At 63.1% G+C, this 25,313-nt stretch carries 35 protein-coding genes, 1 tRNA gene and 1 pseudogene; 9 read left to right on the forward strand and 28 right to left on the reverse strand.

Annotated elements, in window-relative coordinates; all coding sequences use genetic code 11:
• Both trkA and HWX69_RS13510 read right to left on the reverse strand, forming a co-directional pair.
• Positions 1-1,338 carry a Trk system potassium transporter TrkA gene (gene trkA, locus HWX69_RS13505; RefSeq protein WP_178917607.1) on the reverse strand — a complete coding sequence of 446 codons (1,338 nt, stop codon included), beginning with the start codon at positions 1,336-1,338 and terminating at the stop codon, positions 1-3.
• 103 nt (positions 1,339-1,441) lie between these two features.
• The gene (locus HWX69_RS13510) at positions 1,442-2,434 is read right to left on the reverse strand and encodes an AI-2E family transporter (RefSeq protein WP_178917608.1); all 993 of its coding nucleotides are present in this window, start codon (positions 2,432-2,434) and stop codon (positions 1,442-1,444) included.
• Between the two features lie 135 nt (positions 2,435-2,569).
• On the opposite strand from HWX69_RS13510, the gene HWX69_RS13515 reads away from it, so the two are divergent.
• The 4 genes from HWX69_RS13515 (at position 2,570) to HWX69_RS13530 (ending at position 5,377) form a co-directional block, all read left to right on the forward strand.
• A complete protein-coding gene (locus HWX69_RS13515; RefSeq protein ID WP_178917609.1) occupies positions 2,570-3,091 on the forward strand; it encodes a hypothetical protein in 522 nt (173 codons plus the stop codon).
• Between the two features lie 274 nt (positions 3,092-3,365).
• The gene (locus HWX69_RS13520) at positions 3,366-4,175 is read left to right on the forward strand and encodes a transcriptional regulator FilR1 domain-containing protein (protein WP_178918345.1); all 810 of its coding nucleotides are present in this window, start codon (positions 3,366-3,368) and stop codon (positions 4,173-4,175) included.
• Between the two features lie 167 nt (positions 4,176-4,342).
• A complete protein-coding gene (locus HWX69_RS13525) occupies positions 4,343-4,747 on the forward strand; it encodes a carboxymuconolactone decarboxylase family protein (RefSeq protein ID WP_178917610.1) in 405 nt (134 codons plus the stop codon).
• 66 nt (positions 4,748-4,813) lie between these two features.
• Positions 4,814-5,377: an OsmC family protein gene (locus HWX69_RS13530; RefSeq protein WP_178917611.1), complete on the forward strand. Its 564-nt coding sequence runs from the start codon at positions 4,814-4,816 to the stop codon at positions 5,375-5,377.
• Positions 5,378-5,613: 236 nt separating this feature from the next.
• On the opposite strand, the gene secY is transcribed toward HWX69_RS13530, so the two are convergent.
• The 25 genes and pseudogenes from secY to HWX69_RS13655 all read right to left on the reverse strand — a co-directional run bounded on the left by secY (position 5,614) and on the right by HWX69_RS13655 (position 19,691).
• Positions 5,614-7,092: a preprotein translocase subunit SecY gene (gene secY, locus HWX69_RS13535; RefSeq protein ID WP_178917612.1), complete on the reverse strand. Its 1,479-nt coding sequence runs from the start codon at positions 7,090-7,092 to the stop codon at positions 5,614-5,616.
• A complete protein-coding gene (locus tag HWX69_RS13540) occupies positions 7,092-7,589 on the reverse strand; it encodes an uL15m family ribosomal protein (RefSeq protein ID WP_156708062.1) in 498 nt (165 codons plus the stop codon). Before HWX69_RS13540 ends, secY begins: the two co-directional genes overlap by 1 nt.
• Positions 7,589-8,053 (reverse strand): 50S ribosomal protein L30, encoded by a 465-nt coding sequence (locus tag HWX69_RS13545; protein WP_178917613.1) that lies wholly within the window; start codon positions 8,051-8,053, stop codon positions 7,589-7,591. The genes HWX69_RS13540 and HWX69_RS13545 overlap by 1 nt, the downstream gene beginning before the upstream one ends.
• Positions 8,050-8,682: a 30S ribosomal protein S5 gene (locus tag HWX69_RS13550; protein WP_156708064.1), complete on the reverse strand. Its 633-nt coding sequence runs from the start codon at positions 8,680-8,682 to the stop codon at positions 8,050-8,052. The genes HWX69_RS13545 and HWX69_RS13550 overlap by 4 nt, the downstream gene beginning before the upstream one ends.
• Complete coding sequence (locus tag HWX69_RS13555; RefSeq protein WP_178917614.1) at positions 8,679-9,230, reverse strand: 50S ribosomal protein L18; 552 nt, start codon at positions 9,228-9,230, stop codon at positions 8,679-8,681. Before HWX69_RS13555 ends, HWX69_RS13550 begins: the two co-directional genes overlap by 4 nt.
• Positions 9,230-9,679 (reverse strand): 50S ribosomal protein L19e, encoded by a 450-nt coding sequence (locus tag HWX69_RS13560; protein WP_178917615.1) that lies wholly within the window; start codon positions 9,677-9,679, stop codon positions 9,230-9,232. The genes HWX69_RS13555 and HWX69_RS13560 overlap by 1 nt, the downstream gene beginning before the upstream one ends.
• A complete protein-coding gene (locus HWX69_RS13565; RefSeq protein WP_178917616.1) occupies positions 9,676-10,389 on the reverse strand; it encodes a 50S ribosomal protein L32e in 714 nt (237 codons plus the stop codon). The genes HWX69_RS13560 and HWX69_RS13565 overlap by 4 nt, the downstream gene beginning before the upstream one ends.
• Positions 10,389-10,922, reverse strand: a complete 534-nt coding sequence (locus HWX69_RS13570; protein ID WP_178917617.1) for a 50S ribosomal protein L6 — start codon at positions 10,920-10,922, stop codon at positions 10,389-10,391. Before HWX69_RS13570 ends, HWX69_RS13565 begins: the two co-directional genes overlap by 1 nt.
• A gap of 2 nt (positions 10,923-10,924) precedes the next feature.
• Complete coding sequence (locus tag HWX69_RS13575) at positions 10,925-11,317, reverse strand: 30S ribosomal protein S8 (RefSeq protein ID WP_178917618.1); 393 nt, start codon at positions 11,315-11,317, stop codon at positions 10,925-10,927.
• A gap of 2 nt (positions 11,318-11,319) precedes the next feature.
• Positions 11,320-11,493: a 30S ribosomal protein S14 gene (locus HWX69_RS13580; RefSeq protein ID WP_156708070.1), complete on the reverse strand. Its 174-nt coding sequence runs from the start codon at positions 11,491-11,493 to the stop codon at positions 11,320-11,322.
• Positions 11,490-12,020, reverse strand: coding sequence for a 50S ribosomal protein L5 (locus HWX69_RS13585; RefSeq protein WP_178917619.1), 531 nt, complete (start codon positions 12,018-12,020; stop codon positions 11,490-11,492). The genes HWX69_RS13580 and HWX69_RS13585 overlap by 4 nt, the downstream gene beginning before the upstream one ends.
• Entirely contained in the window at positions 12,017-12,724 is a 708-nt protein-coding gene (locus tag HWX69_RS13590) for a 30S ribosomal protein S4e (protein WP_178917620.1), read from the reverse strand. The genes HWX69_RS13585 and HWX69_RS13590 overlap by 4 nt, the downstream gene beginning before the upstream one ends.
• Complete coding sequence (gene rplX / locus HWX69_RS13595; RefSeq protein WP_178917621.1) at positions 12,721-13,077, reverse strand: 50S ribosomal protein L24; 357 nt, start codon at positions 13,075-13,077, stop codon at positions 12,721-12,723. The genes HWX69_RS13590 and rplX overlap by 4 nt, the downstream gene beginning before the upstream one ends.
• Positions 13,074-13,472, reverse strand: a complete 399-nt coding sequence (locus HWX69_RS13600) for a 50S ribosomal protein L14 (RefSeq protein ID WP_156708074.1) — start codon at positions 13,470-13,472, stop codon at positions 13,074-13,076. The genes rplX and HWX69_RS13600 overlap by 4 nt, the downstream gene beginning before the upstream one ends.
• A gap of 17 nt (positions 13,473-13,489) precedes the next feature.
• Positions 13,490-13,816, reverse strand: a pseudogene (locus tag HWX69_RS13605) (30S ribosomal protein S17); the annotation flags it as partial.
• Positions 13,807-14,085 (reverse strand): ribonuclease P protein component 1, encoded by a 279-nt coding sequence (locus tag HWX69_RS13610; RefSeq protein ID WP_178917622.1) that lies wholly within the window; start codon positions 14,083-14,085, stop codon positions 13,807-13,809. The gene HWX69_RS13610 and the pseudogene HWX69_RS13605, both read right to left, overlap by 10 nt.
• Positions 14,082-14,291, reverse strand: coding sequence for a 50S ribosomal protein L29 (rpmC, locus tag HWX69_RS13615; RefSeq protein ID WP_178917623.1), 210 nt, complete (start codon positions 14,289-14,291; stop codon positions 14,082-14,084). Before rpmC ends, HWX69_RS13610 begins: the two co-directional genes overlap by 4 nt.
• Entirely contained in the window at positions 14,291-15,217 is a 927-nt protein-coding gene (locus HWX69_RS13620) for a 30S ribosomal protein S3 (RefSeq protein ID WP_178917624.1), read from the reverse strand. Before HWX69_RS13620 ends, rpmC begins: the two co-directional genes overlap by 1 nt.
• Positions 15,217-15,684: a 50S ribosomal protein L22 gene (locus tag HWX69_RS13625; RefSeq protein WP_156708079.1), complete on the reverse strand. Its 468-nt coding sequence runs from the start codon at positions 15,682-15,684 to the stop codon at positions 15,217-15,219. Before HWX69_RS13625 ends, HWX69_RS13620 begins: the two co-directional genes overlap by 1 nt.
• 2 nt (positions 15,685-15,686) lie before the next feature.
• The gene (locus HWX69_RS13630) at positions 15,687-16,109 is read right to left on the reverse strand and encodes a 30S ribosomal protein S19 (RefSeq protein ID WP_156708080.1); all 423 of its coding nucleotides are present in this window, start codon (positions 16,107-16,109) and stop codon (positions 15,687-15,689) included.
• Positions 16,106-16,837: a 50S ribosomal protein L2 gene (locus tag HWX69_RS13635; protein ID WP_156708081.1), complete on the reverse strand. Its 732-nt coding sequence runs from the start codon at positions 16,835-16,837 to the stop codon at positions 16,106-16,108. Before HWX69_RS13635 ends, HWX69_RS13630 begins: the two co-directional genes overlap by 4 nt.
• 2 nt (positions 16,838-16,839) lie before the next feature.
• Positions 16,840-17,088, reverse strand: coding sequence for a 50S ribosomal protein L23 (locus HWX69_RS13640; RefSeq protein ID WP_178917625.1), 249 nt, complete (start codon positions 17,086-17,088; stop codon positions 16,840-16,842).
• On the reverse strand, positions 17,085-17,831 hold the full coding sequence (gene rpl4p / locus HWX69_RS13645) for a 50S ribosomal protein L4 (protein ID WP_178917626.1): 747 nt from the start codon (positions 17,829-17,831) through the stop codon (positions 17,085-17,087). Before rpl4p ends, HWX69_RS13640 begins: the two co-directional genes overlap by 4 nt.
• Positions 17,832-17,834: 3 nt before the next feature.
• Entirely contained in the window at positions 17,835-18,845 is a 1,011-nt protein-coding gene (locus HWX69_RS13650; RefSeq protein ID WP_178917627.1) for a 50S ribosomal protein L3, read from the reverse strand.
• A 6-nt stretch (positions 18,846-18,851) separates the two neighbouring features.
• Positions 18,852-19,691: a putative RNA uridine N3 methyltransferase gene (locus HWX69_RS13655; RefSeq protein WP_156708085.1), complete on the reverse strand. Its 840-nt coding sequence runs from the start codon at positions 19,689-19,691 to the stop codon at positions 18,852-18,854.
• Positions 19,692-19,893: 202 nt separating this feature from the next.
• Between HWX69_RS13655 and HWX69_RS13660 the strand changes: the two genes are divergently transcribed.
• A tRNA-Gly gene (locus HWX69_RS13660) sits at positions 19,894-19,964 on the forward strand.
• A 171-nt stretch (positions 19,965-20,135) separates the two neighbouring features.
• Here the strand turns inward: HWX69_RS13660 and HWX69_RS13665 are convergent.
• Entirely contained in the window at positions 20,136-21,029 is an 894-nt protein-coding gene (locus HWX69_RS13665; protein ID WP_178917628.1) for an alpha/beta fold hydrolase, read from the reverse strand.
• Between the two features lie 51 nt (positions 21,030-21,080).
• Here HWX69_RS13665 and HWX69_RS13670 point away from each other — a divergent pair, with 51 nt between their 5' ends.
• The 4 genes from HWX69_RS13670 to hmgB all read left to right on the forward strand — a co-directional run bounded on the left by HWX69_RS13670 (position 21,081) and on the right by hmgB (position 25,165).
• Positions 21,081-21,392, forward strand: coding sequence for an MTH1187 family thiamine-binding protein (locus HWX69_RS13670; RefSeq protein WP_178917629.1), 312 nt, complete (start codon positions 21,081-21,083; stop codon positions 21,390-21,392).
• Between the two features lie 90 nt (positions 21,393-21,482).
• Positions 21,483-22,061, forward strand: coding sequence for a DUF2150 family protein (locus HWX69_RS13675; protein ID WP_178917630.1), 579 nt, complete (start codon positions 21,483-21,485; stop codon positions 22,059-22,061).
• 51 nt (positions 22,062-22,112) lie between these two features.
• Positions 22,113-23,714: a hypothetical protein gene (locus tag HWX69_RS13680; RefSeq protein ID WP_178917631.1), complete on the forward strand. Its 1,602-nt coding sequence runs from the start codon at positions 22,113-22,115 to the stop codon at positions 23,712-23,714.
• A 113-nt stretch (positions 23,715-23,827) separates the two neighbouring features.
• On the forward strand, positions 23,828-25,165 hold the full coding sequence (gene hmgB / locus HWX69_RS13685; RefSeq protein WP_178917632.1) for a hydroxymethylglutaryl-CoA synthase: 1,338 nt from the start codon (positions 23,828-23,830) through the stop codon (positions 25,163-25,165).
• The last annotated feature ends 148 nt before the right edge of the window (positions 25,166-25,313 follow it).

Raw genomic sequence — 25,313 nt, forward strand, 5'->3', positions numbered from 1 at the left:
TCAGACCATCGACGTGAGTTCGTCGATGAACGACGACTCGAGGAAGACGATGAGGTGGTCGCCGGCTTCCAACACGGTACTCCCCCGTGGCGTGATGAGTTCGCGGTTCCGTGTCACTGCGCCGATGACCAGATTGGCGTCGAGGTCCGCGACGATATCCTGTATCTGACGCCCGACGAACTCGCTGCTGTCGGTCAACTCCAACTCTAGAACCTCCGCTTGGTCGTTTTCCAGTACCGCGACGTTTTCGGCGACGCCCTCGTGGGTGAAGCGGGTTATCTCCTCGGCAGTGACCTGCCGGGGATTGATGGCGATGTCGATGCCGATTTCCTCGAACAGCGTGACGTACTCGCCGTTGTCGACGACGGCGACGACACGGTCGGTGCCGATTCGTTTCGCCAGCACCGAAACGAGCAAGTTCTTCTCGTCGCTGTCGAGTGCGGCGATGACGATGTCGGCCTCGTCGACGTGCTCGCGGGCGAGGAACTCGGTGTCGGTGGCGTCGTGTTCCATCACGAGCGTGTTCGGTAACTCCTCGGCGAGTTCGCGTGCGCGCTCGGGATCTCGTTCGATGAGGCGCGGCTTCAGTCCCCGGCTTTCGAGCAGTCGGGCGGTGTGATAGCCGATTTCGGACCCACCGATGATGACGATTTCATCGGCCGCTCCCGGCGTCGTCTCTGGAGCGATATCCGTCGCAAAGTCCTGGACGCTCTCGGGACTCCCGATGACGACCGTCCGGTCGCCGGCCTCGATGAGCGTGTCCCCACGTGGGAGTATCAACTCGCCACCCCGGAACACCCCCGCGAACGTCAGCGACTCGAAGCGGTCGGCCTCGGCGACGGTCTGTCCCGCGACGGGGCTGCCCTCCATGACCTCGAACTCCGCCATCTGGACGCAGCCACCGGCGAAGGGGTCGACGTCGATTGCGGCCGGAAGCCCGACGATACGAACGATGTTCTCGGCACTCAACAGGTCCGAACACACCATGAAGTCGACGCCGAAGGCCTTCTCGGTGATTTCCCACGTCCGGAGGTACTCGACGCTCTTGACTCGGGCGATGGTGAACGGACTCGCGAGCGTCTTCGCCGTCTCACAGGCGACGAGGTTCGTCCTGTCGTCGTCGGTGCTGGCGATGAGCATATCTGTCTCCTCGATGCCCGCCTGCTGGAGCGTCGACGAGGCGGTGCCGTCACCCGCAAGCGTCATCACGTCGAGTTCGTACTTGAGCTGGTCGGCCCGTTCGGAGTCGATATCGATGACGACGACGTCGTGGGATTGGGCGAGACTGCCCGCAATGGACGTTCCGACCTCCCCAGCACCGATGATGACGACGTGCATACCGCCGTCCACACGGGCCGACGGTAAGTCGGTTACTATCGGGTACACACCACGGGAGTAATCGGATGGCGAACCGACCGACGGCGAAACCGACAACGAGACGTTACACGGCGTCGAATTCGGTTCGGTAGGTCTCCATTGCGGCCACGAATACGCCGATGACGATCGGGCCGACGAAGACACCGGTGAAGCCGACGGCGTAGATGCCACCGACGACGCCGAGGAGGAGCACTCCCGGGTTGATGTGCGCTCGTCGGTCGATGACTATCGGCCGGGCGTAGTTGTCGAAAAGACTGACGACAGTCAGACCGTACAACGCCAGTAGGACACCACTTCCGACATCGCCGACGACGACGAGATAGGCGGCGGCGGGACCCCAGACCATGAACGCGCCGATGAGCGGTAACAGCGACAGTATGACCATGATGAACGTCCAGAAGGAGGCGTCGGGTACCCCCGCCACCCAGAGGCCGACGCCGGCAAGCAGCGCTTGGGCGATGGCCACGGAGATGTGCCCGACGACGACGCCCCACGTGGTGGCGTCGAGTTTCTGCAGCAGGCGTTCGGTGATGTGGTCGGGCAGCGGAACGAGGTCGTAGAACCACACAACGAACGCCTCCCCCTCCAACAGCAGGTAGTAGAGCAGAAACACCATCACTGCGATGCCCATCCCGATTTTCAGGGTCGTGGCGACGACGCCGCCGACCCCCCCGAACAGGACCGTGAATATCTGTTGGGCACTCGACGTGAGTATCTCCGAGAGGTCGACCTCGATGCCGGTCAACTCGAGAGTTCGAGCCTCGAGAACGGTGACGTCGAGCCCGGACTCCCCGCGCGCGATGGTACGCAAATCAGAAATGAACACCGAGATGACGTACAGAAGGGGTCCGACGATAGCCAGAAGCGTCCCAATGATGAGCGTTATCGCCGCCGCCATCTCTCCGAGACGGGGTTCGAGGCGTCGATGGACGGGGTGAAGAACGTACGCCAGCAGCGCCGCCAACACGACGTACTCTACGAACGGCAAGACGATGACGAACGCGAGGGCCGCGAAGACGGCAATCAGTCCGAGGAGAAACGTCTGACTCCGGTTCATCGTTCCAACCGTCAGCGGGGATGATTAAGAGCGTTCGGACGCCTGTGCCAGCGGCTTCGGGGAGACGCATACCCCGTATCCGACCCACGTGAATTATTATCAAGAAACACGGACGTGAATCAAGGGTGAACTCACATGAGTGGCGAATCGGGGACGGAAGCGAACGCGAACGTGAGAGAGGGCATCGAGAAGGGACCGGGGTGGTCGCTCGCCAACTGGACGGTCATCGCAGTATTCACTGCACTGACGCTCGTGGGGATGGTGCTTTCCGTCGGCGTCATCGAACCGCTGGTGGCAACCTCATCGAGCGGGACCGACGCAGGCGGCGTGACGGTCCCACTGTACGTCTATCTGTATGCCGGCCTCGGGGCACTCGGATACGTGTTCACGAAACTGATGGGCGAACTGGAGCGATACACCGAGTGGGGAGAAATCGAACAACTGGCCGCGATGGCGATGCGGATTCCGGCCGCGTGGGTCCTCGCGGCGGGCGTGTACCTCTTTCTCGGCAATTTCGGCGGTGTCGTCGAGACATCCGGACCGCGTTTCGCGGCCGGCGTGTCCTTCCTCGTCGGACTGTACGTGAACGTCGCGCTGAAAGCCCTCGGCAGTTTGGCCGACCGGGTCCTCGGCCGCTCGAAGGCCAAGGCCGAGTAGCGCCGCTCATCGGCAGCGGATACGAAACCCCACTGCTGGTCGGTTAGTGTAAAAAAACCGGCAGTGTGATAGCGATTGCTGGAGTGTTAACCGAACATCTCCCGCGGCATCAGGGAAACGGGATACCCAGTGGTAGTCCGTTCGCATGGCTAGTGAGGCCGCCGAAGTCCTGCCAAGAGACGTTCTGTTAGCCGGACAGTTATCGACCAACACGTGAGTGGACACAATCGTTATCACGTTTCTTACTGTATTCCCATCATTGGGCCGAGTTAGCATGAATCAATATAACCGGAACACACCGATCGACGACATAGCGTATCTCGCGCGTTCCCACCACCGCGTCCCGACACTCGTCGCGCTGACCGAACAACCTCGGAGTCGGTCCGAGCTCTGTGGATTGACCGACGTTTCGTCCTCCACGATGCGCCGGACGCTAAGCGAATTCGACGACCGGACCTGGGTTCGCAAAAACGGGCACGAGTACGTGGCAACACGACTGGGAGAGGCTATCGCATCCGGAATGGAAGACCTGATCGAGCGAGTCGAAACTGAGCGAAAGTTGCGTTACGTCTGGCCATGGCTCCCCGACGAGATCAGCGAGTTCCCGTTCGAAACCTGGTCGGAACTGACGATAACTGTCGCCGAACCTGATTCACCGTACTGTCCCGTGGGACGATTCGAGTCGCTTCTCCGGACCACGACCACGTTGCGGTTTCTTCGCCCCGAAGTCGCGTTGATGGATCTCTGTTTCGACGTTCTCCACCAACGGGTCAAAGACGGCGTAGAGACGACCCTGATTGACCGCCCAGAGTGCCACTCATACTTCCTTTCGACGTACCCGGACCGCAGTTCGGAGATGATACAGCGGGACAATTTCACGGTTCTAGAGCACGACGAGTTCCCTCCGTGCGGAATCGGTCTGCTCGATGATTGCATTACAATCAGCTGTTACGAGGAAGGCAGCGGTACGGTACACGCAGTAGTCGATACCGACGCGGCGGCGGTCCGCGAGTGGGCGGAATCGACGTACGAATCCTACCGACGTGAGGCACGACCACACACCCTCGAATCGGTTGCAGAGTGACTGTACGGTGCTGTCGGTTGAGCTAGCGGCTGGTACACCCCTGTCGAGTGCCTATCTGTATCCGAGGACGTCTTTTGCACTACCTGCACGGCGGTCATCGAGTGACCGATTGTCAGAAGATGCCTACATCTCTGTCTCACTCGTAGTGGTACTCGGAGAGAACCACTATGGTATCCCCCCAAACGAGAGAAGAAATCGAAGAGTCTCTCGGCCAGGTTCCGAGTTGGATAGAAAGCATCGCAGAACCAGCCAGCGACCACAGTTGGGGTCTCTTTCGGGACCTCTCCTTTGGTGAGACCGAACTGACTCCACGCGAGAAGGCACTCATCGGAGTCGGTGTCGCAGCCAGTATCAACTGTCCATACTGCACCCACTTCCACAAAGAAGAGGCTCGGATGGCAGATGTCACGGAAGACGAGATTGAAGAGGTCGTCACCCTGGCAAGCTCGACCCGGTACTCCTCGACGGTCCTGCACGGGAGCGAAGTGGACCTCGACGACTTCGTCACCGAAACGTCGGAGATCGTCGAGTACCTGGAAGAACAAGAGGCCGCACCAGCAGGAGCCGACTGAACTGACCGAGTCGCCCTTCGGTCAGTTTCACTCGCGAACAGCGGTCACGAGAAGGGAGAACACATCATGTCAACCACAAACGGAGTAGACGTAGAACAGCTCGGCCAGGCGGTCGAAACAATCACGGAAGAACCCGAAGTCGGTCAATTCCGGTTCCGCGCGGAAACCGAATGGACCGACGGCCTGCAGTCCATCACGACGATCGACGACTTCGATCAAGCAGGCGAGCAGATTCACACCCAGGAGTTCCACATTGAAGGCGACGAACCGGAGCAGATCCTCGGCAAGCGGGCGGCACCGAATGCGGTCGAGCTATTGCTCGCAGCTCTCGGGTCGTGTCTGAGCGTCGGCTACGCGGCAAACGCCGCCGCGATGGGTATCGAACTCGACGACCTCCGATTCGAACTCGAAGGTGACGTCGACCTCCGGGGATTCCTCGGAATCTCCGAAGACATCCGTGCGGGGTACAACGCGGTGACCTGCACTGCCTACATCGACGCGAATGCGTCAGACGAGGAACTCGCCGAACTTCAGGAAAGAGTCGAAGCCACGTCGCCGCTGTTGGACAACATCACGAACGTCGTCCCGCTCGAAACCGACGTGGTCTCTGCACGGAAGAGTGAGTTGTGATGTCGATGTCCGGGAGTATCCACGATACGAGTTCATCTCGAATCGAGCGACGAGCGCGTGCCAGACGTACGGCGTCGATAACATCGCGCTCAGCGCCCGCAAACGGTCGTACCACGACATACGAAACTCAGTAAGGAGACGGCGTATCGCGCAGAACAGTACTGAGAGCCGGGGCAGCCAGTGTGGCTGACATCAAATAAAAAGCGAGTCGGCTGTCGGACAGATTATCTGCCGACCTATCCAAACATCTCCCGCATCATCGGATGCATCTCCATCATCTGCTCTTCGGCTATCTCCTCGTACAGTTTGTACGTGATAGAGACCGTAAGCAGCAGACCCGTTCCGGAGACCTGTCCGATGGTACCGAGCATGTTCGCCATGACCGCGAGCAGTCCCACGAGGGCACCGCCGATGACGGTGACCTGCGGGATGTACCGCTCGAGAACCTTCTCGGTGACGCCGGGCGACTGTCGGAACCCGGGAATCTGCATTCCGGAGTTCTGAATCTGTTTGGCCGTCGCATTGGGGCCCATGCCCGTCGTTTCGACCCAGAAGATGGCGAAGATGGCGCCGCCGAAGATCATGAACGTGAGGTCGATACCCACGCGGAGCATGATTTGCCACGGCGCTGCGGTGGTCTCACCGAGCCACCACATCCAGTCTTCCGGCGTGTAAATCGGCGCGAGGTAGTAGAACAACCCGCCGATGGGTTCGGCGAAGCCGCCGGCCTGTGGCTGGGTGTAATCACCGAGCCACAGCGGCATGCCAGTCCACTGTGCGTTGAGGATGCGACCGAGGAACTGGACGTTCGCCTGCAGGGCACGGACGAGAATCATCGGCAGGACACTCGCGTAGATGAGCTTCACGGGGAAGCGACCGCGGGCGCCCTTTACGCGGGAGTGACTCAGCGGAATCTCGACGCGGACGGATTCGGCGTAAACGACCACGCCGAAGATGAACAGCGTCGTGATGAGGCCGAGCAGTTCACCGGGGCCGAGGAACAGGTCGAACAGCCCCGACTGAGTCAGCGGTGAGCCGATCTCGATGTCGCCGGTGACGATGCCGAACCACCGCGGGAAGAACCCGACGTAGCCGGCACCCAGACCGCTCCAGGCGATGAAGCCACCGATGAGTCGCTGGCTCACTCCGGCGATAATGAACAGGCCGATACCGGAGCCGACCCCCCACTTCGAGATGATCTCGTCCATGTAGAGGATGAGGAGGCCGCCGACGAAGATTTGGGCGAACATCAGCCACGCCAGTCCCGTCGTCCCGAACGGCAGCGTCGCCGCGACCTGCGGACTCGGCTGTAGGAAGCCGGCGAACACCATCGGCAACGCCGTCAGTGCCGTCATCACGACGACAAGGAGCTTCTGAAGGCCCTGATAGATGGCCTGGTCGCGGGGGTTCTCTTCGGTGTCGAGTCCGAGGAGGTCGGCGCCACCGAGCAACTGCAGCACGATGGACGCGGTGACGATGGGACCGATACCGACCTGCAGTAGCGACCCCTGTGCGCCCGCAAGGATGGTTCGGAACTGCCCGAAGATGTCCGAGCTCTGCCCGAGGCCGTAGATGGCCACGTTCGTCAGGAAGAAGTACAACACGAGCACGCCCGCGGTCCAGCCGAGCTTCCGACGGAACGGTACGTGTCCCGTCGGTCGCTTCACTGCGGGCAGGCGCGTGAGTACCGGTTCGGCGACCTCCTTCCAGCTCATTACGCTTCCTCGTTGTCCTCGTCGGTTGTATCTTTGTCGGCCTCTTCGGCGGCTTCACCGCGCTCCGAAAGGACCGCTTCGCCGCCGGCCTCCGAGAGCGCTTCCTCGGCGCTGTCGGAGAAGGCGTCGGCGGTGACCTCCAGAGCGTTGTAGACGCGACCGGCGCCCAGCACCTTCACCGAGTCGGCTTCGTGGCCGTCCTCGACGAGGTCCCGAGCGTCGATAGCGTAGCCGTCGCCGGACTCCTCGGCGACGCCGTCCTCGACGAGAATCGCGATGTCCTCGTCGAGTTCACGGAGGTTGACGGTCTCGACCGTCCGGTCGGTCTTCTGGGGTCGCTTGAAGCCGGATTTGCCGAGCGGTTCGTAGTTGTGGAACTCGTGTTTGTCACGGCCCGCACGACCGCGCCCGCCTCGGTGGCCGGCGCCGCGGCGGTTCTTGTGGGTGCCGCCGCCGTGTGTGCGAGAACCGCGCTGTCGTCGTTTCTTGGATGTCATTATCGCATCGCCTCCAGCAGTGCGTCGATGTCTTCCGTCGAGTGGGGGCCGAGCTGGCCGCCCTCGGTCGTCGGATGTTTGACGCCGTCGTGGCCGCCACGTGGCGGGTGCAGACGGAGCGTCGGCGAGAGCCCCTGTTCCTGGAGCGTCGTCTCCTCTGCGACGATTGCCGACGCGAGCGCGTCGACGTCGTCGTAGTCGGTGTTGTCCGCGACCCACTCGTCGTCGATGTCGGCCGCGCCCTCGGCGGGCTCGGCGCGACGGCTGACGAGCAGCGCGACGGTCTCCTCGGTGGGTTCGCCGTGGGCGACCCAGTCGTTGACCTTCGTCACCATGCCGCGGTAGGCGTCCGTCTCGGGGACGAACGTGGCGTGGTTGACGCGGTGGAGGTTGAGCATGCCGAGGGTGTCTCGGACGCTCTCGCTTTGGTTGACCTCACCGCGCAGTTGGACGATGGCCCTCATTCGACCACCTCACGCTTCTCGAGGGTGCGCTCGGGGACGCGGGCCTCTGCGGTCGCACGAAGGGCGTTGAACGTCGCCTTCGCGAAGTTGACCGTCGTTCGGGTGTTCCCGCTGGAGCGCGTCCAGATGTCCTCGATACCCGCGAGTTCGAGGACGTGCCGGACGGTCTCTCCGCCCGCCAGCCCCAGCCCACGCGGGGCGGGCTGTAGTTCGACCTCGACGGAGCCGGCTTTGCCGGTCGTCCGCAGCGCGACGGTGTGGGGGCGGCCGCAGCCACACTCCCAGGACCCACAGCCACGCGAGACGTCGATGATGTTCAGTTTGGCCACGTTGATAGCCTTCTGAATCGCGCCACCGACCTGGTCGTCTCGACCTTGCGCGTAGCCGACGAAGCCGTCGCGGTTGCCCACGACGACGACACAGCGGAACTTCACGCGTCGGCCGGAGTCGGTCATCCGCTGGACCATGTTGATGTCCAGGACCTCGTCGTCCAGTCCGGGGAGGAGTTGGTCGACGATCTCCGGTTCCTTCAGCGGAAGCCCCGACTGCAGGGCGTCACGCATCGAGGTGATCTCGTCCTCTGCTACCTTGCGTCCGAGCCGCGTACGCGGCTCCCATCCGTTACTCATAGTTCATCCTCCAGGCGCTCTCGCACCTCGTCGAAGTGGTCCGGAAGCTCCGTCGCATCGAAGTCGCCGCTGTAGAGGCCGTCCTCTTGTTCGGCGTATTCCGCGATGTGGGTTCCGCGGGTGCGCTGCCAGTCAGCGAACACCTCGTCGTTGTGCGGAATCTCCAGACCTGCGTCGATTGCACCTTCCTGTACTGCGAACGCCTTGTTGCCGGGGGTCGCCGTGTTGAGCCCGATGTCGAGAACTGCCTCTTCGAGGCCGGCCTCGACGGCACGTTTGCCGGCCAGAAAGCCGGTCAGATACGCCGCGGGCAGGTTGCCCGTCGGCGCCTCCCAGCCGAACTCTTCGAGGTCGGCCGAGGAAGCGCTCGCAAGCGTTTCGTCACCGTTCGTGCCGGTCACGACCAGCTGCGCCCTGGTTTGGTTGTTGCTCTTGCGAGCAACGAGCCGTGGCTTGCCGGATTTCAGCAGGCGCAACCTCTGGTGGTAGTTCGTTCGGGCCTCGCGGCGACGCCGCATCGGCACCTTGTATCTTGGTCCCGTTGCCATCAGATTTCACCGTAGTTGTCGTCGATGTACCGTCGCAGGTCCGCGACGCTGTCGAACTCGCCACCGCTGGCTTGGTCGTACAGCTCGCGGTACTGCGAGCGGTCGATTTCGCCGTCATCGCGCAGGTCGCGGAGTTCGCGACGCTGAGCGCGGATGCGGCTCGTCCAATCCTCCTTCTTGTTCTGTCGTGCTCCGGCCTTCCCCTTCCGGGAACCGTGTCCCTTCTGGTGACCGTAGGAGCGCTTCTTCGCCCGTTCGCGAGCCTTGCCACGGGAGTTGCCCTTGGCCTCGGTCGCGGAGATGACGCCGGTGTCGACGAGCTCTCGGATGTCGTCGCGCGTGATGGCGTCGGCGATTTCGCCCTGTGCGTCGGGGTCGAACTTGACGCGGTTCTTCCCGACGCCGAGCACGTCCGCTGCCAGTCGCTTCTGTGCTTTCAGGTCAGTCATTCCTCTACCTCCACTTCGATGTAGGTCGGGTTGAGCACGCGGATGCCCTCCTCCTCGGCGACCTCTTCGATACGCTCGCGCTTGCGAGCGCCGACGGTCGAGCCGATTCGGGCGGCCTCCGTGTCCCCGTCGATACCGTCGAGGTCGTCGACGTTCTCGACGCGAACCTCCTCGAAGCCGCTGGGGTGCTTGCCGCGCACCGCCTTCGGCGTCCGGTAGCCGGCCTCGACTTTCGGGCCCTTGCCCTTGATGCCGCGGCGCTGCTTCGAGAGCCCACCGCGGGGCTTGCGCCACGAGGTCGGCGTCCGCTTTTTCTTGTGGTAGTCCTGCCGATTGAACTGCGGTTTGCCGACGCGCTGGCGCTGTTTGAGAAGCCGCTCCTCGTTGTCGCTCAACTCGGGGGTCTTCTCGGCCAGTCCGCGGGGCTGCAGTTCCGTCTCGACGTCCTCGTCGGGCGTCTCCTCGGCTTCCTCCGGCTCGTCCTCTTCGACTTCGGCTTCGGTGTCCTCGGAGACTTCGAGGCCGCCGACGTCGGCTTTGATACGCGCCGCGAGGGCGTTACCGATACCCTCGACCTCCGCGAGTTCATCCTGTGAACGTTCGCGGACGTCGTCGACGGTCTCGATGCCGGCCTCTTGCAGTGCTTCGGCCTTCGAGGGACCGACGCCGCTGATGTCGGTCAGTGCTTCGTATTCTTCGTCGTCAGCCATCAGACCTCACCTCGTTCGGGCGTCTGTGTGATGTAGACGCCGTCCTGGAAGACGCGGGTGTCCTTGTCGGGAACCCGGGTCAGCTGTTCGATGTCGGCCGCCGTCTGGCCGACGTCTTCGATACTCGGGCCCGTGATGGTCAGTTCCTCGCCGTCGACCGAGACCTCGGTGTCGCCGCGGACGGGCGTCCGTCGCGGCGCCTTCTCGCCGAGGAAGTTCTCGATGACGACCTCTCCGTCTTGGACGGAGACCTGCATGGGGAAGTGAGAGTAGAACACTTCCATGTTGTACTCCCAGCCCTCGGTCACGCCGTGAATCATGTTCGTGACGTGGCTCTGGAAGGTGCCGACCGTGGCACGGGCTTTCGCGTTCTCGTCGTCGGTCTCGACGACGACCGAACCGTCCTCGACGGACACCGTCACGTCGGGGTACCAGAGGCGTCGCGTGACGCTCCCGTTGTCCCCTTCGACGGTGATGTCGAAGTGGTCCATCGTCGCCGTGACCTCGTCCGGAATGTCGATTTCCTTTCGCATGGTCAGTAGACGTACGCGATCACTTGGCCACCGATACCCTGTTCGCGGGCCTCGTAGTGGCTCATCACGCCGTGGCTGGTCGTGACGACGAGCGTCCCGTAGTCACGGGCGGGGAGGAACCGCTTCTCCCACTTCTCGAAGTCGTCTGCGCCCGCCGAATAGCGGGGCTTGACCGCGCCACACTCGTTGATCGCTCCTTTCAGTTCGACCTCGAATCGACCGGCTTTCCCGTCGTCGACGAACTGGAATCCGTCGACGTACCCGCGGTCGTAAAAGACCTCGAGTACGGAGCCGATTTCGTTCGAGGCGGGCTGTATCGTCTGCTCTAGGTGGCCGACGCTCTCGGCGTTGTCGAGTCCCGACAGCGCGCTGGCCAGTGGGTCGTTGTCCGCCATTGTTAGCTGTACTTCTTGAAGCCCATGCCACGGGCGACTTCGCGGAAGCACTGTCGGCACAGCCAGATGTCGTACTTGCCGACGAGTCCTTGCTCGCGCCCGCAGCGCTGGCATGCTTCGAGCTGGCCCGTTCGCTTTGCGGCCTGCTCGCCTGTCTCTTGTTCGGATTCGCTCATTCGGTCACCTCCACGTCGTAGTTCGCTTCGAGGAACGCGATGGCGTCCTCGGCGGTCAGTCGGTGGTTCGACGGAATCGGCTGGGACACCTTGTCGCGCTTCGTCACGCGGTAGCCCGGCCGGACGAGGTTGACCGTCACGTCGAGACCAAAGATCCCGATGGTCGGGTCGTACTCCTGGCTCGGGAAGTCGGTGTGCTCCTCGATGCCAAAGCTGAAGTTGCCGGTCTCGTCGAACTGCTTCGCCGAGATGTCGGCGATCTCCAGCGCCGTCTCGAGGAACGCTTCCGCGGCGTCGCCGCGGAGCGTGACCTTCGCACCGATCGGATCGCCCTCGCGGACGTTGAAGTCCTGAATGGTGCGTTTCGCCGTCGTTCGAACCGGCTGCTGTTCCGTGATTTCGCCGAGAATGCTCTCGGCGGTCGCGAGCGGCTCACCGCCTTCGCCGACGCCCATGTGGGCGACGACCTTCTCGACGGTCGGTTCGCGCATCTCGTGGAACTCCGAGTCGGCTGATTCCGAGCTCATTCGTCGTCACCTCCGTCCGTGAAGTTCTCGTCGATGACGACGACGTACTCCTCGACCGTCTCGAAGCGGTCGTCGTCGCCCTCGATGAGGACGTTGTTCGCCGAGGAACCGGGCGTGACCTGAATCTCGTCGATGGTCCCGATTCGACCGGCGTGTGCGCCACGAACGGCCGTCACGAGGGCGCCCTCCTCGTAGGTGAAGTGGGCGACGACCTCGCCGTCGTCGTTGGAGACGACGATGGAGTCGTTCGTGTCGTACTCGGCTGCGTCGTCGACGAGCAGCGTCTGGCCGTCGTGCAGCGTCAACTGCGTGTCGCCGCCAGTAATCTGCGTCTTGCCGATGATTTTGCCGAGTTTCGAGCCCGCGGAATCCTCGTCGATGGGCGTCAGCGAGAGCCGACCACCCTCGTCGGGGAACACGCGGTAGTACTCCTCACGTTCGACGAACGCGAGGATGTCGAACATTCCGATCGGTCGGCGCTCGTCGGAGACGGCCTTCCCGTTGATGAGAACGCTGTCCTGTTCGAGCGCGTAGCGGGCTTCCTTCTTCGAGTCGACGTAGCCAAGCACGTCACGCAGGACGATGAGGAGCGGAACCCCTTCCTCGCCGTGCGGACCCGCGGCGGCCTTCGTCGTGTAGGTCTCTTCTTTCCGCTCGACCGGCCACGACTTCGGAACCGAGAGTCGTTTCTGGTGTTTCGTCATTCGTTATCCTCCTCCAGTCGCGCCTCGCGCACGTCGTCGGAGAGGTCCAGGTCGGTCACCTGAACGTTGCTGGCTTCGAGCGGACGGGGAACCTCCTCGCCGTCCGCCGTCTCCTGAGTCACGTCCTCGACGTGGATGACGGCCGCACGAAGGTCGACGTCGATGACCTCACCGGCATCGCCGGCGAAGTCGCCGCGCTGGACCTCCACGGTGTCGCCCACGTTGACGCGGACGCTCCGCTGGCCGTACTCCTCGCGGAGTTCCGGCGAGAGCGGCGCACGAACCTGCTTCTGCTTTTCGTGCAGCGGGGCGCGCTCCTGTCGATTGCGCTGTTTGGTTGGTTGTCGTGTCATACTATCATCGTCGCCGTGCTGGCGATGCTCCCGAACCGCTCTGCGACTTCACGAGCGATGGGACCCTTGAGTTCGGTCCCGCGGGGCTCTTCGTTCTCGTCGATGATGACGGCCGCGTTGTCCTCGAATTTGAGGCGCGTGCCGTCCGGACGGCGGACCGGCTTGCGCTGGCGGATGATGACCGCTTCCAGCACCTGCCGCCGCATCTCCGGCGTCCCTTTCGTGACCGAGACGGTCACCTTGTCACCGAGACCCGCCTTCGGGTGTCGGTTCTTCGTCCCCGAGTAGCCGGAGACCGAGATGACCTTCAGCTCTCGGGCGCCCGTGTTGTCGGCACAGGTGATGAGCGAGCCCTTCTCGAGCCCCTGGGTGACGTCGGCGTTCAGCGCCTCCATCACTCCTCACCTCCCGCGACTTCGACAACGACGTGGCTCTTCGTCTTCGAGAGCGGTCGCGTCTCTGCAATCTTTACTTCATCGCCGACCGAGAGCGGCTCCAGTACCTCCGGCACGTGGGCCGGAATACGCGACCGCCGCTTCATGTAGCGGTCGTACTTGGGTACCTTCACGTCGTACTCTCGCTCGACGACGACGGTACGTTCCATGTCTGTCGAGACGACCGTCCCCTCGATGACCTGCCCGCGGACGGGCAACTCACCGAAGAACGGACACGTCTCGTAGTCGTACTCCTCCGGATTATCCGGTTCCGGAGGCTGAGTTACGTCGAGTCCTATTGCCATAGTGAACCTCCAATCTGCTCGGTGCGTCGGGCGGGGCGAGCGACGAGCCGTTCGCCGTCGACCACCACGTCGGTGGAGTCGACGGTGAACCGGAAGGTCGCCGCGGCCTTCGGCACCTGTTTGACCCCGTCGCTCGTCGCCACGAGCAGCGTGTTCGTCGTCTCGTCGACGACGCGCCCGGCTATCCCGACGAGGTCGGGGTTGGGCGAATCGGTGACCTCGACATCGAGGCCGGCGAGTTCGTGACGGACGAGCGACTTCGGGGTCATTCGTCGAAGTCGCCCTCCTCGCGCTGAACCGTCTTCATGCGCGCGATGGTTCGTTTGAGTTCGCCGATGCGACCCGGGTTCTCCGGGGCACCACCGGCGGCGAGGACGGCCTTCTCGTTGAGCAGCTCGGTTTCGAGCTGCTCGAGCTCCGTCTCGCGCTCGGCGGGCGTCATGTCGCGGATTTCGTCGACGTGTAGGATGGCCATTATTCCTCAGCCTCCTCGTCTTCGTCTTCGTCCGCTTCCGCTTCCATCTCCTCGACGAGGTCGGCCGCTTCGGCCTCGATATCCTCGTCGAGTGCTTCCGGTTCGTCTTCCTCGGCGGAGTCCGGCGGCGACGTCGGCGATGCGCCTTCCTCGCTGTCGACCTCCTCGTCGATGATCTCCTCTTCGATGTCGTCGGGGACCTCCGTCTCCGTCGCCTCCTCGGCGACTTCCTCGGGGTCGGCGCCGACGGATTCGGCGTCGGCGTCCTCGGGCTCTTCGAGGAGGTCCTCGATTTCGCCCTCCGGCTCTTCGACGAAGTCCTCGACCTCGACGTCCTCGTAGACCTCGAAGTCGTCGGGGAGTTCCGCGTTCGGCGGGATGATCTTCACACGTACGCCGATGGTGCCGAGTTTCATGACCGCGACGCCGACGCCGCTGTCGACGATGGTCTCGGCGGGTTCGCCGTTGTGCTTGATGTAGCCACGGTTGAACTTCTCCACGCGCGAGCGTGCACCCGTGACCTTCCCGCTCAGGACGATTTCGGCGCCGAGGGCGCCGGAATCCATGATGCGGTCGATGGTCGTGTGACCGGCCTTCCGGAAGTACCAACCCCGCTCGAGGGCGTTGGCGAGTCGGTCGGCGACGATCTGGGCGTTGAGGTCCGGTTCGTCGACCTCCTGAACGTCGATCTGGGGGTCTTCGAGGTTGAACCGCTCCTCCAGTTCAGTGGTGATCTTCCGGATGTTCTTCCCGCCTTTGCCGATGACCATACCGGGCTTTTCGGCCTTGAGCACGATCTGGGTGCCCATCGGCGTCTTCGCGACGTCCATCCCGCCGTAGCCGGCACGGGAGAGTTCGTCCGAGAAGAACTCGTCAATCTGGGTTCGCTGAAGCCCGTTTTCGATGAATTGATGTTCGTCTGCCATTATTCGTCCTCCTCCTCGCTTTCGAGGATAAGTTCGACGTCGACCTGCGGGGTGTTCCACTCCGAGGCACGACCGAACGCGCGGGGTTTCTGTCCCGGCGACTCGCCGACCTTGTGGGCCGCGATGTGGGCGATGGTCATCGCCTCACCGTCGAAGCCCTGATGGTCGGCGTTGTTGATGGCGTTCTCCAGGAGGTCGAGGAAGGCCTTCGAGGCCTTGTTGGGGTACCGACCCGCGTCCCAGCCCTCGATGTCGTTTCGGTGGCCGACACCGGAGTTGTGGGACTTGAACGGGACGGACTTCTCCTCGTTGACGACCGCTTCGAGGTACTCGACCGCATCGGAAGCGGTCTTGCCCTTGATTTCGCGGGCGATCTCCTTGCTGTGCTTGTGGCTCATGTGACGCTCCCGAAGCATGGCTTTCGCCGTTTTGTCGGGGTCGGCGTCGACTGAGTAGCTGATTCCCATGATTATTTGAGCGGGACGAACTTCGAGGAGCGGGTAGCCCCGATGCCCGCCTGTCCGTGTTCGACGGACGAACGCGTGAGCTGGAACTCGCCGAGATAGTGCCCGATCATCTCGGGTTCTATCTCGACGCGTTCGAAGCTCTGGCCGGTGTAGACGGCGAACGTCAATCCGACGAACTCCGGCAGGATCGGCATATCCCGCAGGTGGGTTCGAATCGGGTCGTTCGCGGTCTCCTCGGCGCCACGCGAGCGTGCCTTCTCGAGCAGTTTCTGCTTTTCAGTCGAGAGGCCCCGCTTGATAGTTCGCCGCTGTCGGGCGGGAAGCAGTTCCGCAACCTCGTCGAGTTCCAACTCCTGCAACTCGTCGAGCGTGTGACCACGGTAGGTGAAGTCACCCTCGTGGCCGATTTGGTATTCCGAACTCATTCTCTACCTCCTTTGCCGCCCCGACCGGTCCGCTTGGAGGCGATGTCGCCCACCTTGCGGCCCGGCGGCGCGTCCCGGGAGATGCTTTTGGGTTTGCCGGGGTGCTGTCGGCCGCCGCCACCGAAGGGGTGGTCGACGGCGTTCATCGCGACACCGCGGACGCGCGGGTACTTCGTCCCCCGCGATTTCATCTTGTGATGCTTGTTGCCGGCCTTCACGAACGGCTTCTCCGTTCGACCGCCGCCGGCGACCACGCCGATGGTGGCGCGGCAGTCCGGCGACAGGCGGCGCATCTCGCCACTGGGCAACTGAACGACCGCGGCGTTGCGGTCGTGAGTGAGAAGCGTCGCGTTCACGCCGGAAGCGCGTGCGAACTTCCCACCGTCGCCGGCCTGTCGTTCGACGTTACACACCGGAACGCCCTCGGGGATCTCCGCGAGTGGGAGCGTGTTCCCGGGAGCGATTTCGGCGGAGACGCCGACCTGAATCGTGTCGCCGACGGTGATGCCCTCGGGTGCGAGGACGAGTCGGCGGTCGTCGTCGTCGAACTGCACGTCGGCGAGCGGCGCACTCCGTGCGGGGTCGTGCTCGATGTCGACGACCTCACCGGAGATGACGTCCGCGTCTTCGACGTTACGGTGCGAGAGGTCCGCCTTGTAGCGGTGCGACGGCGCCCGGAACGTGGACGTACCGCGACCGCGTCGTTGGCCTTGGATTCGTCGTCCCATGTTCAGAACACCCCGATTCGCGATGCGACTTCCTGTGCGTCGTCGTCCTCGGAGAGACGCACGGTCGCTTTCTTCTCACCGTTCATCGTATTCTGCGTGTTGATGGACGCGACGGCCACGTCGAACTGCGCCTCGATGGCGTCGGCGATCTCGCCTTTGGTGGCTTCGGAGTCACAGATGAACTGCAACTTGTTCTCGAAGTCCATGGCGTTCATCGCTTTCTCGGTGACGAGCGGGTGTTTCAACGTCATCGCTCGGCCACCTCCTCGAGGGCGCTCTCGGTCCACAGCGTGAGTCGCCCGGCGTGGGTGCCGGGAGCGAGGTCTTCGGTGTTGACCTCGGCGGCGGTCGTCACGTCGGCGCCCGCGAGGTTGCGGGCGGCCAGCGAGGGCTCCTCGCTCGTGACGACGAGAATCGACTTCGGCTGGGTGTACTTCCGTCCGCGGGTCGTCCCGCGGCCGGCACGGACGGACTTGCCGTCCTCGGCGCGCTCGATGTCCGAATAGACGCCGAGTGCTTCCAGCGTTTCGACGGCCTCCTTCGTCTTCTGGAGGTCCTCGAACTCGTCGGAGACGACGAGCGGAATCTCGAGGTCCCCGTCGAAGTCGTGGCCGCGCTCGGAAACGAGGTCGCCGTCCGCGGTCGCCGCGATGGCGCTGCGGGTGGCGAGTTTGCGCTCTTTCGTGTTGATGTCGAGTCCGCGGTCCTTCTCGACCTTCGGCGGGTGTGCCGGTCGGCCGGAGACGGCCTGGGGCACCTCCCGGGCACGCCCGTTCTGTCGGGGGACGTGCGCCATCCCGCGGCCGCTGCCGTGGGATTCCGCCGGGGTTCGAAGACCCGCGTACTCGTCTGTACCGGAGTCCTGCTGTCGGTTGGCCTGTGCGGCGAGGACGGCGCGCTTGATGAGGTCGGGCCGGAACTGCGTCTCGAAGACGCCCGGCAGGTCGACCTCGCCCGCGTCGTCGCCGTTCAGGTCACGTACTGTTGCCTTCATGGGTTATCCCTGATTGGAGACGGTGGAGACGTAGCGCACCTCGGGGTCGAGGCGCGGTTGGTCGGCAGGTCGCACCGCCGGTCGGAAGCGCACGAGGCGCTTGTTCGGACCCGGCAGGGAGCCTTTCACCAGTGCGTAGGCGCCGTCGACCTCGCCGTAGTTGACGAAGCCACCGTCGGGGGTGACGTCCTCGTCGCCGAGGGCGAGCAGGCGCTTGTTCAGTTCGGTGCGCTGGTGGTAGCCGGTCTGTCCCTGCTGGGGGACCGTCGACCGGACGCGCGAGGGGTTCCACGGGCCGAGGTTGCCGATACGTCGGCGCCAGCCCTGGCGGGCGTGTTTGCCCTTCCGCTTCTGGACGCCCCATCGCTTGACGGGACCCTGCGTCCCCTTGCCCTTCGTGATACCCGCGACGTCGGCGTACTCGCCGGCACGGAACACGTCCGTGGCCGCGTGCTCCCCGCCGTCGTCGACGAGGTCGAGACCGAACTCGAATCGGTCCGCGAGCGAACCGCCGCCGACGCGTGTCTCCATCACGTCGGGACGTTTCTTCGGAACGCTCGAAAGCCCGCTCGGGACGGTGTGGGTGATGACCCGCACGTCCGCGAGGTCACCCGCGTCGAGTGCCTCCCGAATCTGGCCTTCGGCGTCTCCGGTCTGTTCTTCTGGGACGGACAGTGCCCGTTCGAGGTCCTCGTGGACCTCGTCGGTCCACACCTCGGTCAAGGGGCGCTGTCCGTACGGCGTGTCTTCGTAAGCTCGGACGGCGACAGCCCGCATCGGTGGCGTCTCGACGACGGTCACCGGGACGGTCTCCTCCTGGCCCTCTCGGGGGGAGTTGGGCTCGTCGTTGATAGCAACGACGTGGCTCATGCCGGCCTTGTATCCGGCGAAGCCTTGGAGCCCGGGCTGTCCCTCGTCGTCCGGCCAGGAGTTGAAGCGCGGGACCTCACTGGCCGCACGGCTGCGGGGGCTGAAGCCCATCGAGCCTTTGCGTGGTCTGCTTGGTTGTGGCATTGTGTCTCACTCTAGTGTGAGGGGCGCGAGCGTGGCAAACACCGCTTCTTCGGTGCGCACGACCTCGCTACCCTGGTTTGGAACCGTATTGAGCCAAAGGTCGAACCGCGCTTTGGGTTCGTCATCGCTGATGACCTCCTCGCCTGGCTGACAGTCGAGTATCTCCGGCAGTCCCCGTTCGGGGGCGCCGAAGGTGACTGTCAGGCCGTCGGTGGCCGTCCGCTCGACCAGTTGGTCGAGGCGGTCGACCGTCAACTCCTCACCGTACCGGGAGGCGGCGATGCGCACGCCGGCGTCCGGTCGTGTGAGGGCGTCGTCGATGGTCGCGCGTTCCACCGAGAACCCCGGAAGGGGTTCGTCGACGAGTTTCGCGCGAACCGGCCGTCGCGAAGAGACCCTGATGGTGACGCGCTCCCCCTCCTCGACCGCCATCGATGGCGGGACGGGGAGGGAGATCGGGTGTTGCAGTCCGCAATTGACCCGAACGCGCCCGTCAGATCCGACCTCGGTCACGATTCCCTGTCTTAACGACCCCGAACCGTCCGATCCGGAGCCGGTCTGTGAGCGGATGCGGAGCGGCGGCAGGATGCCGGCGTACTCCAGTTCGTCCCGCTGGGCCCACACCTCCTTTCGGAGGTACGGTGCCGTTGCGGCGTACGACAGTACCGTGTCGACGAACCCGTCGCCGAACCGCCCGTCGTCGCCCCCACGGTCGGGGTAGACGACGAGTCGGTCCACCCGGAAGATGACCGCCGCGCGTGCGACGTAGCCGAGCTTGCGAGTCGCCTCGCGTTTGTCCTCGGCCTCCCGGGTCAAAGACGACGGCACGAGTACGCTGCGTGTCATGCCGTGTCGCTTCCGTTTCCGTTCACCAGACTGTGCTATCCCTTCAGAATCCTAGCTTAAAAGTATCGCGGTATGCACGCGCCGTGTCGGCCGTTGACAGGCGTTTCGGAGTGTGGCGCGTTGCCAAGCGACGGACGGCCACGCAGTCGGCGCTTTCGCAAGCCTTTTATCCATCTCCCCGGTACGAGTTGATGCGAAAGGCGCGCTGGTAGTGTAGTGGTATCACGTGACCTTGCCATGGTCACAACCGGGGTTCAAATCCCCGCCAGCGCATTTCTGTGATGAGCAACACACCGAGTACCGCGAGCGTTAGCGAGCGTGTACTCGGACAAACGCGAATCACGAATGCGGTCGGGATTTGAACCCTGGAAGTCGCAGCGCCGACCGACGGGAGGCGACCGTCTTCCTTTGGTTCAACATCCCCCCAGCGGGTTTCTGTACCGATTACTCGACGAGATAATCGACGATTTCCTCGGTCACCACGTCGGGCCGTTCCTGATGCATGAAGTGACCTGCTTCGCGCACGCGCACGACGCGGCAGTCTTCGATGATTTCGCCGGCGTGGTCGAACAGCGCCGGGCCGATACAGCCGTCGTTCTCGCCGGCCATGGCGAGCGTCGGCGTCTCGACCGGCGGCGTGTCCTCGAGTGAGGGCAGATTGCCGCGAGCCATCGACGACAGCTGTGGACCGACCGTATCCCGATAGTACTCGACGGCGTGTTCGACCGTCTCACCCGTTCGGAACGTCGCTTTGACCGACTCGATGCGCTCGTCGGGGTAGTCCCACCCGGGACTCCACAGCCCCCAGAGGAACTCCACGAGAGCGAACTCCCGCCATCGGAGGGCGCGTTCGGGCGCGTCCGGAACCTGGAAGAACCACATGTACCAACTGCGGAGCAGCTGTCTCGGGTGGTCCAACAGCAACCCTTCGAATCCTGGGGGCACGGCCATCGTGACCATCTTCGAGAACGCCGCAGAATCGACGCGGTCGGCCGCGTAGGCGGCGACGGCGCCCCAATCGTGGCCGACGAGGACGGCGTCGTCGGGGTCGAAGCGCTCGCCCAGCGCCTCGGCTAGGGCGACGGCGTCGGCGCCCAGCGCCATCGCCGAGTAGTCGCCGTCCGGTGCGGGGTCGGTCGGGCCGTAGCCGCGCATGTACGGCGCGACGGCGGTGAAGCCGGCGTCGGCCAAAGCCTCGAGAATCGGTGCCATCGAACCGGCATCGTCGGGGAAGCCGTGCAGACAGACGGCGAGGCGGTCGCCGTCGCCCGCGCGGAGACACTCGAAAGTGAGGCCGTTGGCGTCGACCGACAGGCGGTCGAACTCGGTGTCGCTCATGCAGACGGCGTCGGCGGGCGGCTATTTATCCCTTGGTGCCCTCGCTTCTGTATGAGCGTCGTCGCACTCCTCAGCGTCGCACCGGTCGTCGAAGACAGCATGGCCGCCGAAGTCGCAAACGCCGTCGCCGCCCTCGACGAGTTCGACGTGTCCTACGAGACCAACCCGATGGGAACCGTCATCGAAGCCGACGACATCGACACGCTGCTCGCGGCGGTCGGCGCCGCACACAAGGCCGTCGACGCCGACCGTGTAAGCACGTTCCTGAAAATCGACGACAAACGAACCCGCGACCAGCGCGCAAGCGAGAAGGTCGCCGCCGTCGAGCGGGAACTCGGTCGCGAAGCCAGACGGGAGCGTTAAATCCCGACGCCACCGACCACGCCCCGCGAACCGACGCGTATCCGGCGCGATAAGGAAAAGGCATATCCCCCGTCCACCGTACCTTCGAGCATGAGCACACCCCCCGGCGAGTACTACACTGAAGAGCGGTGGAACAACTGGCTCGACCGACTCCGGGACGAGGACATCGACCCCGAGGACGAGGATTCCGCACGCCTGCTGTTGAACCTCCAGGACGACGCCGCCATCGCCGTCGTGAAAATCGTCGCCGAGTACGAGGACGGCGAAATCGACGACGATGCCGCCCTCCAGGAGTTGGCCCGCGTCCGCGACATCGTCCTCTCGGAAGTCGACTTCGAGGACGAAGAAAAGCGCATGCTCATCGACGGCGTCCAGACCTCGCTGGTCTGTGTCTTCTACGCCGCCGAGGAATACGTCGCCGGCGGCCCACCGGAGGAGGGCTCCGTCACCGAGTACATCCGCGCGGCCGCCGACGCCGAAGCCGAAGAGGACGTCGACACCGCACTCGCCTACTGCGCCCAGGCCGGGACGCTCCTGTTCGACGGCGAGTCTCTGGACATGGACATCGCCGAGGACATCGAGTACGGCCTCGTCGCCGAGTGGGTGAACGGACTGGATTCGCTGGGGACCGCACTCGCTGACCCCGAAGTCATCGACGAAGACGAGTAACGCCGCCGAGTTCGGCGTGGTGTTTTTATTCTCGACGTGCGAACCGTCGCTATGACATTCGCCGATGACGAACGTGGTCAGCCAGTCGTCATCGGAGCGTTGCTGATTTTTACGATACTGATTTTGGCTTTTGCGGGCTATCAGGCGTTCGCCGTCCCTCAGCAGAACGCCGAAACCGAATTCCAACACGAACAGCAGGTACAGTCAGAGTTCCTCGACATTCGGAACGACATACTGCAGTCTGCAACAGGCGGAACGAGTTCGTTCTCCGAACTCACTCTCGGGACGGACTACACCGCTCGTCTGCTGGCACTCAACCCACCACCAGCGACCGGCACCGTCGAAACCACAGCCTCCCAGCAGATTTCGGTAGAGGACGGCGGGACAGACATCACGGGCGACGTTTGTCGAGGACCTGACGAAACTCGGTCACTGGAGTACCGAGCCTCCTACAACGAATTCAGGGGCTATCCGACGTACCGAATCGAGAACACTGTCGCTTACCGCCAGTTCGATAACACGGCAAGACCACAATCGGCACAGCGTCTCATTAGCGACGCGAGTATCAATCTCGTCCCGATACAGGGAGAGTTCTCCGAGTCCGGTATCCAAGCGGAATCTATCGAACCGGTGCCCGGGCGTGTCAAAGCCCAGACCGTCACCGACCCGGTAATCGAGTTACCCACAGAGCTTGACCAAGCGACGTGGAACGAGCTACTCGCCGACGAACTCGACAGCGGTGAATCAGCCACAGTCAGCGGTGACACTCTGACACTCGATTTGTCCGGCGAGTACAACCTCGTCTGTTCTCCTGTGGGAATTAACACTGCGCCACCGGGAGGTGCACGCAACGAAGGCGGATTGTCCGGAGGTACCGGAGATAATGGTCAAATCAACCCCTCCGGAGCGCAGGACATCTTCCTGACCGACATCTCTCGACAGGGAGGGGGCGGAAGCAGCAATATCGAGTTCAGGTTCGAAAACCGGGGTAGTGAGGACCGAACCTTCGAACAGGCACGGTACGTCCTTTATTATGCATCGAACGAGAAGGCACAGCAGGATGTCGAAATCGGGGGAGATACGCTGCAACTCCGAGGCGAGTACGTTACACTGTCGAATCCAATCAAAATCGGAGCAGGTGATACAGAAACTGTCGTACTTGATTTCGATGATAATGCTGCTGGAGACTTGATTGGTATCAGTTTCATTGACGACCGGAACGAGGAGTCTCTGTATCTCGGTGGCAGTGACTCTAGCGGAGGAAGTGGCGGTAGTGGAGGTGGAACGGTACCGGCAGGAAGCGGGTTTAATTCGGTCTCAGCGAGTGATTTCAATGCTCAAAACAACCGGGACCAGAGCCTGTCTTTTGAATTAAGCGACCAACTTAGCAGTGGAGAAACCGTCGAAATTGATTTGAGTGAAGCAGTTAATGGTGGAGTTGGCTACTCAAATCCGACTGTAGTCAGTGGTGGGAATGGAGACGTATCATTAAACGGGAATGTAGTCACGTACAACAGCAACGGAGACCCTCCAAGCACCACGGTTAGCATATCAATTGAGGCAGACGCAAATAAAAACGAAGGTACATACACAGCATACTTCTCGCACTCCGACAAAATTGAAACTGCGTCAAATAGCTTTACAGTAGGCTAATCTGTGGGTTGGGTTCTGTGATTATTCGAATTAACAGGCGACCCCAGACTAGTTCGACAATCGACGAACCACACGTCGACAAACACTTATACTAAACCACCAACCGAACATCCATGACCAGCGTAGGCATCGACGCCATCGCCATCCACGCCGGTAAACTGAAACTCGACCTCGCGGAGACGTTCGCGCCCGCGATGGGCGACGAACCCGAGAAGTACACGAAGGGGCTGGGACTGCACGCCAGTTCGTTCCCGGACACCTACGAGGACATCGTGACGATGGGGGCCAACGCCGCCCACAAACTGATGGAGCGGAAGGGGTTGGAACCCGAAGACATCGGCCGCATCGACGTGGCCACCGAGAGCGCCTTCGACCACTCCAAGCCCGTCTCCACGTACATCGCGGGGTGTCTGGAGCAGGTCTTCGAGGGCGATTTCCACCACGCCAACAAGGGCGAGCGGAAGTTCGCCTGCGTGGCGGGGACTCAGAGCATCGACGACGCGTACAACTGGATTCAGGCGGGGCGCAATCGCGGCCGGTCGGCGCTCGTTATCGCCACCGACACGGCGCTGTATGCGCGTGACGACCCCGGCGAGTCGACACAGGGCGCCGGCGCCGTCGCGATGCTCATCAGCGAGGACCCCTCGCTCGTGGAACTGTCGACCGAGCAGGGCTACGGGTCGGCCGACGAGACGGACTTCCTGAAGCCCCAACAGCAGTTCCCGAGCGTCGACGGCAAGCGCTCGGTGCAGGTGTATCTCGCGCGGATGCGGGAGGCGCTGGTGGACTACCAGAGCGTCGCCGGCGAGGTCCACCCCTACGACATCCGGCTGGTGCCGTTCCACACGCCGTTCCCGGGGATGGTCCGGAAGGCGGCCGTGCTGGGGTATCGCCACATGATTCGCAACACCGAAATCGAGGACGCCCTCGCGGAGGAAATCGGGCCACAGCCTCGCGAGGAGGCCTTCGATGACGACGACGAGTACCTCGATGCCGTCCGGGAGTACACCGACGCCCTACAGGAAACCGACCGTTATCGGGAGTGGTACGACCGGGTCGTCGACCCGACGCTGACCATCTCCCGACACGTCGGCAACTGGTACACCGGGTCGGTCCACGTCGCCCGCGCGTCGGGGCTGATGGAACTCGCCGACGCCGGCGAGGACGCGACGGGTGCGACGATGCTCGTCGGCTCCTACGGCTCGGGCGCCCAGGCCGAGATTCACGCCGAGACGGTCCAGCCGGGCTGGAAAGACGAAATCGAGGCGCTCGACATCGACGAACAGCTCGAATCGCGCTACGACCTCACCTTCGAGGAGTACGAGACGGTCCACGACGCCCACAACCACGACGAGGAGCGGAGCTTCCAGGAGTTTACCGTCCCGGACGGCGAGTTCGTTTTCGACGGCTGGGGCCGTATGGGCGAACGGAAGTACGACTACGTGGAGTAGAAGCTCACGACTGGGGCCGATGATTTCTCGGTGACGTGTTTGAGTACGAACGAGGTGCTACGGCTGGGGAACCCCTTCGAACCGTTCGAATATATTTATTTAGACACGTTACAGTTACCTCTCAATAGCTATAACCACAGGTAAGCGA

This window comes from Natronomonas gomsonensis, from assembly GCF_013391635.1.
GTDB lineage: Archaea > Halobacteriota > Halobacteria > Halobacteriales > Haloarculaceae > Natronomonas > Natronomonas gomsonensis_A.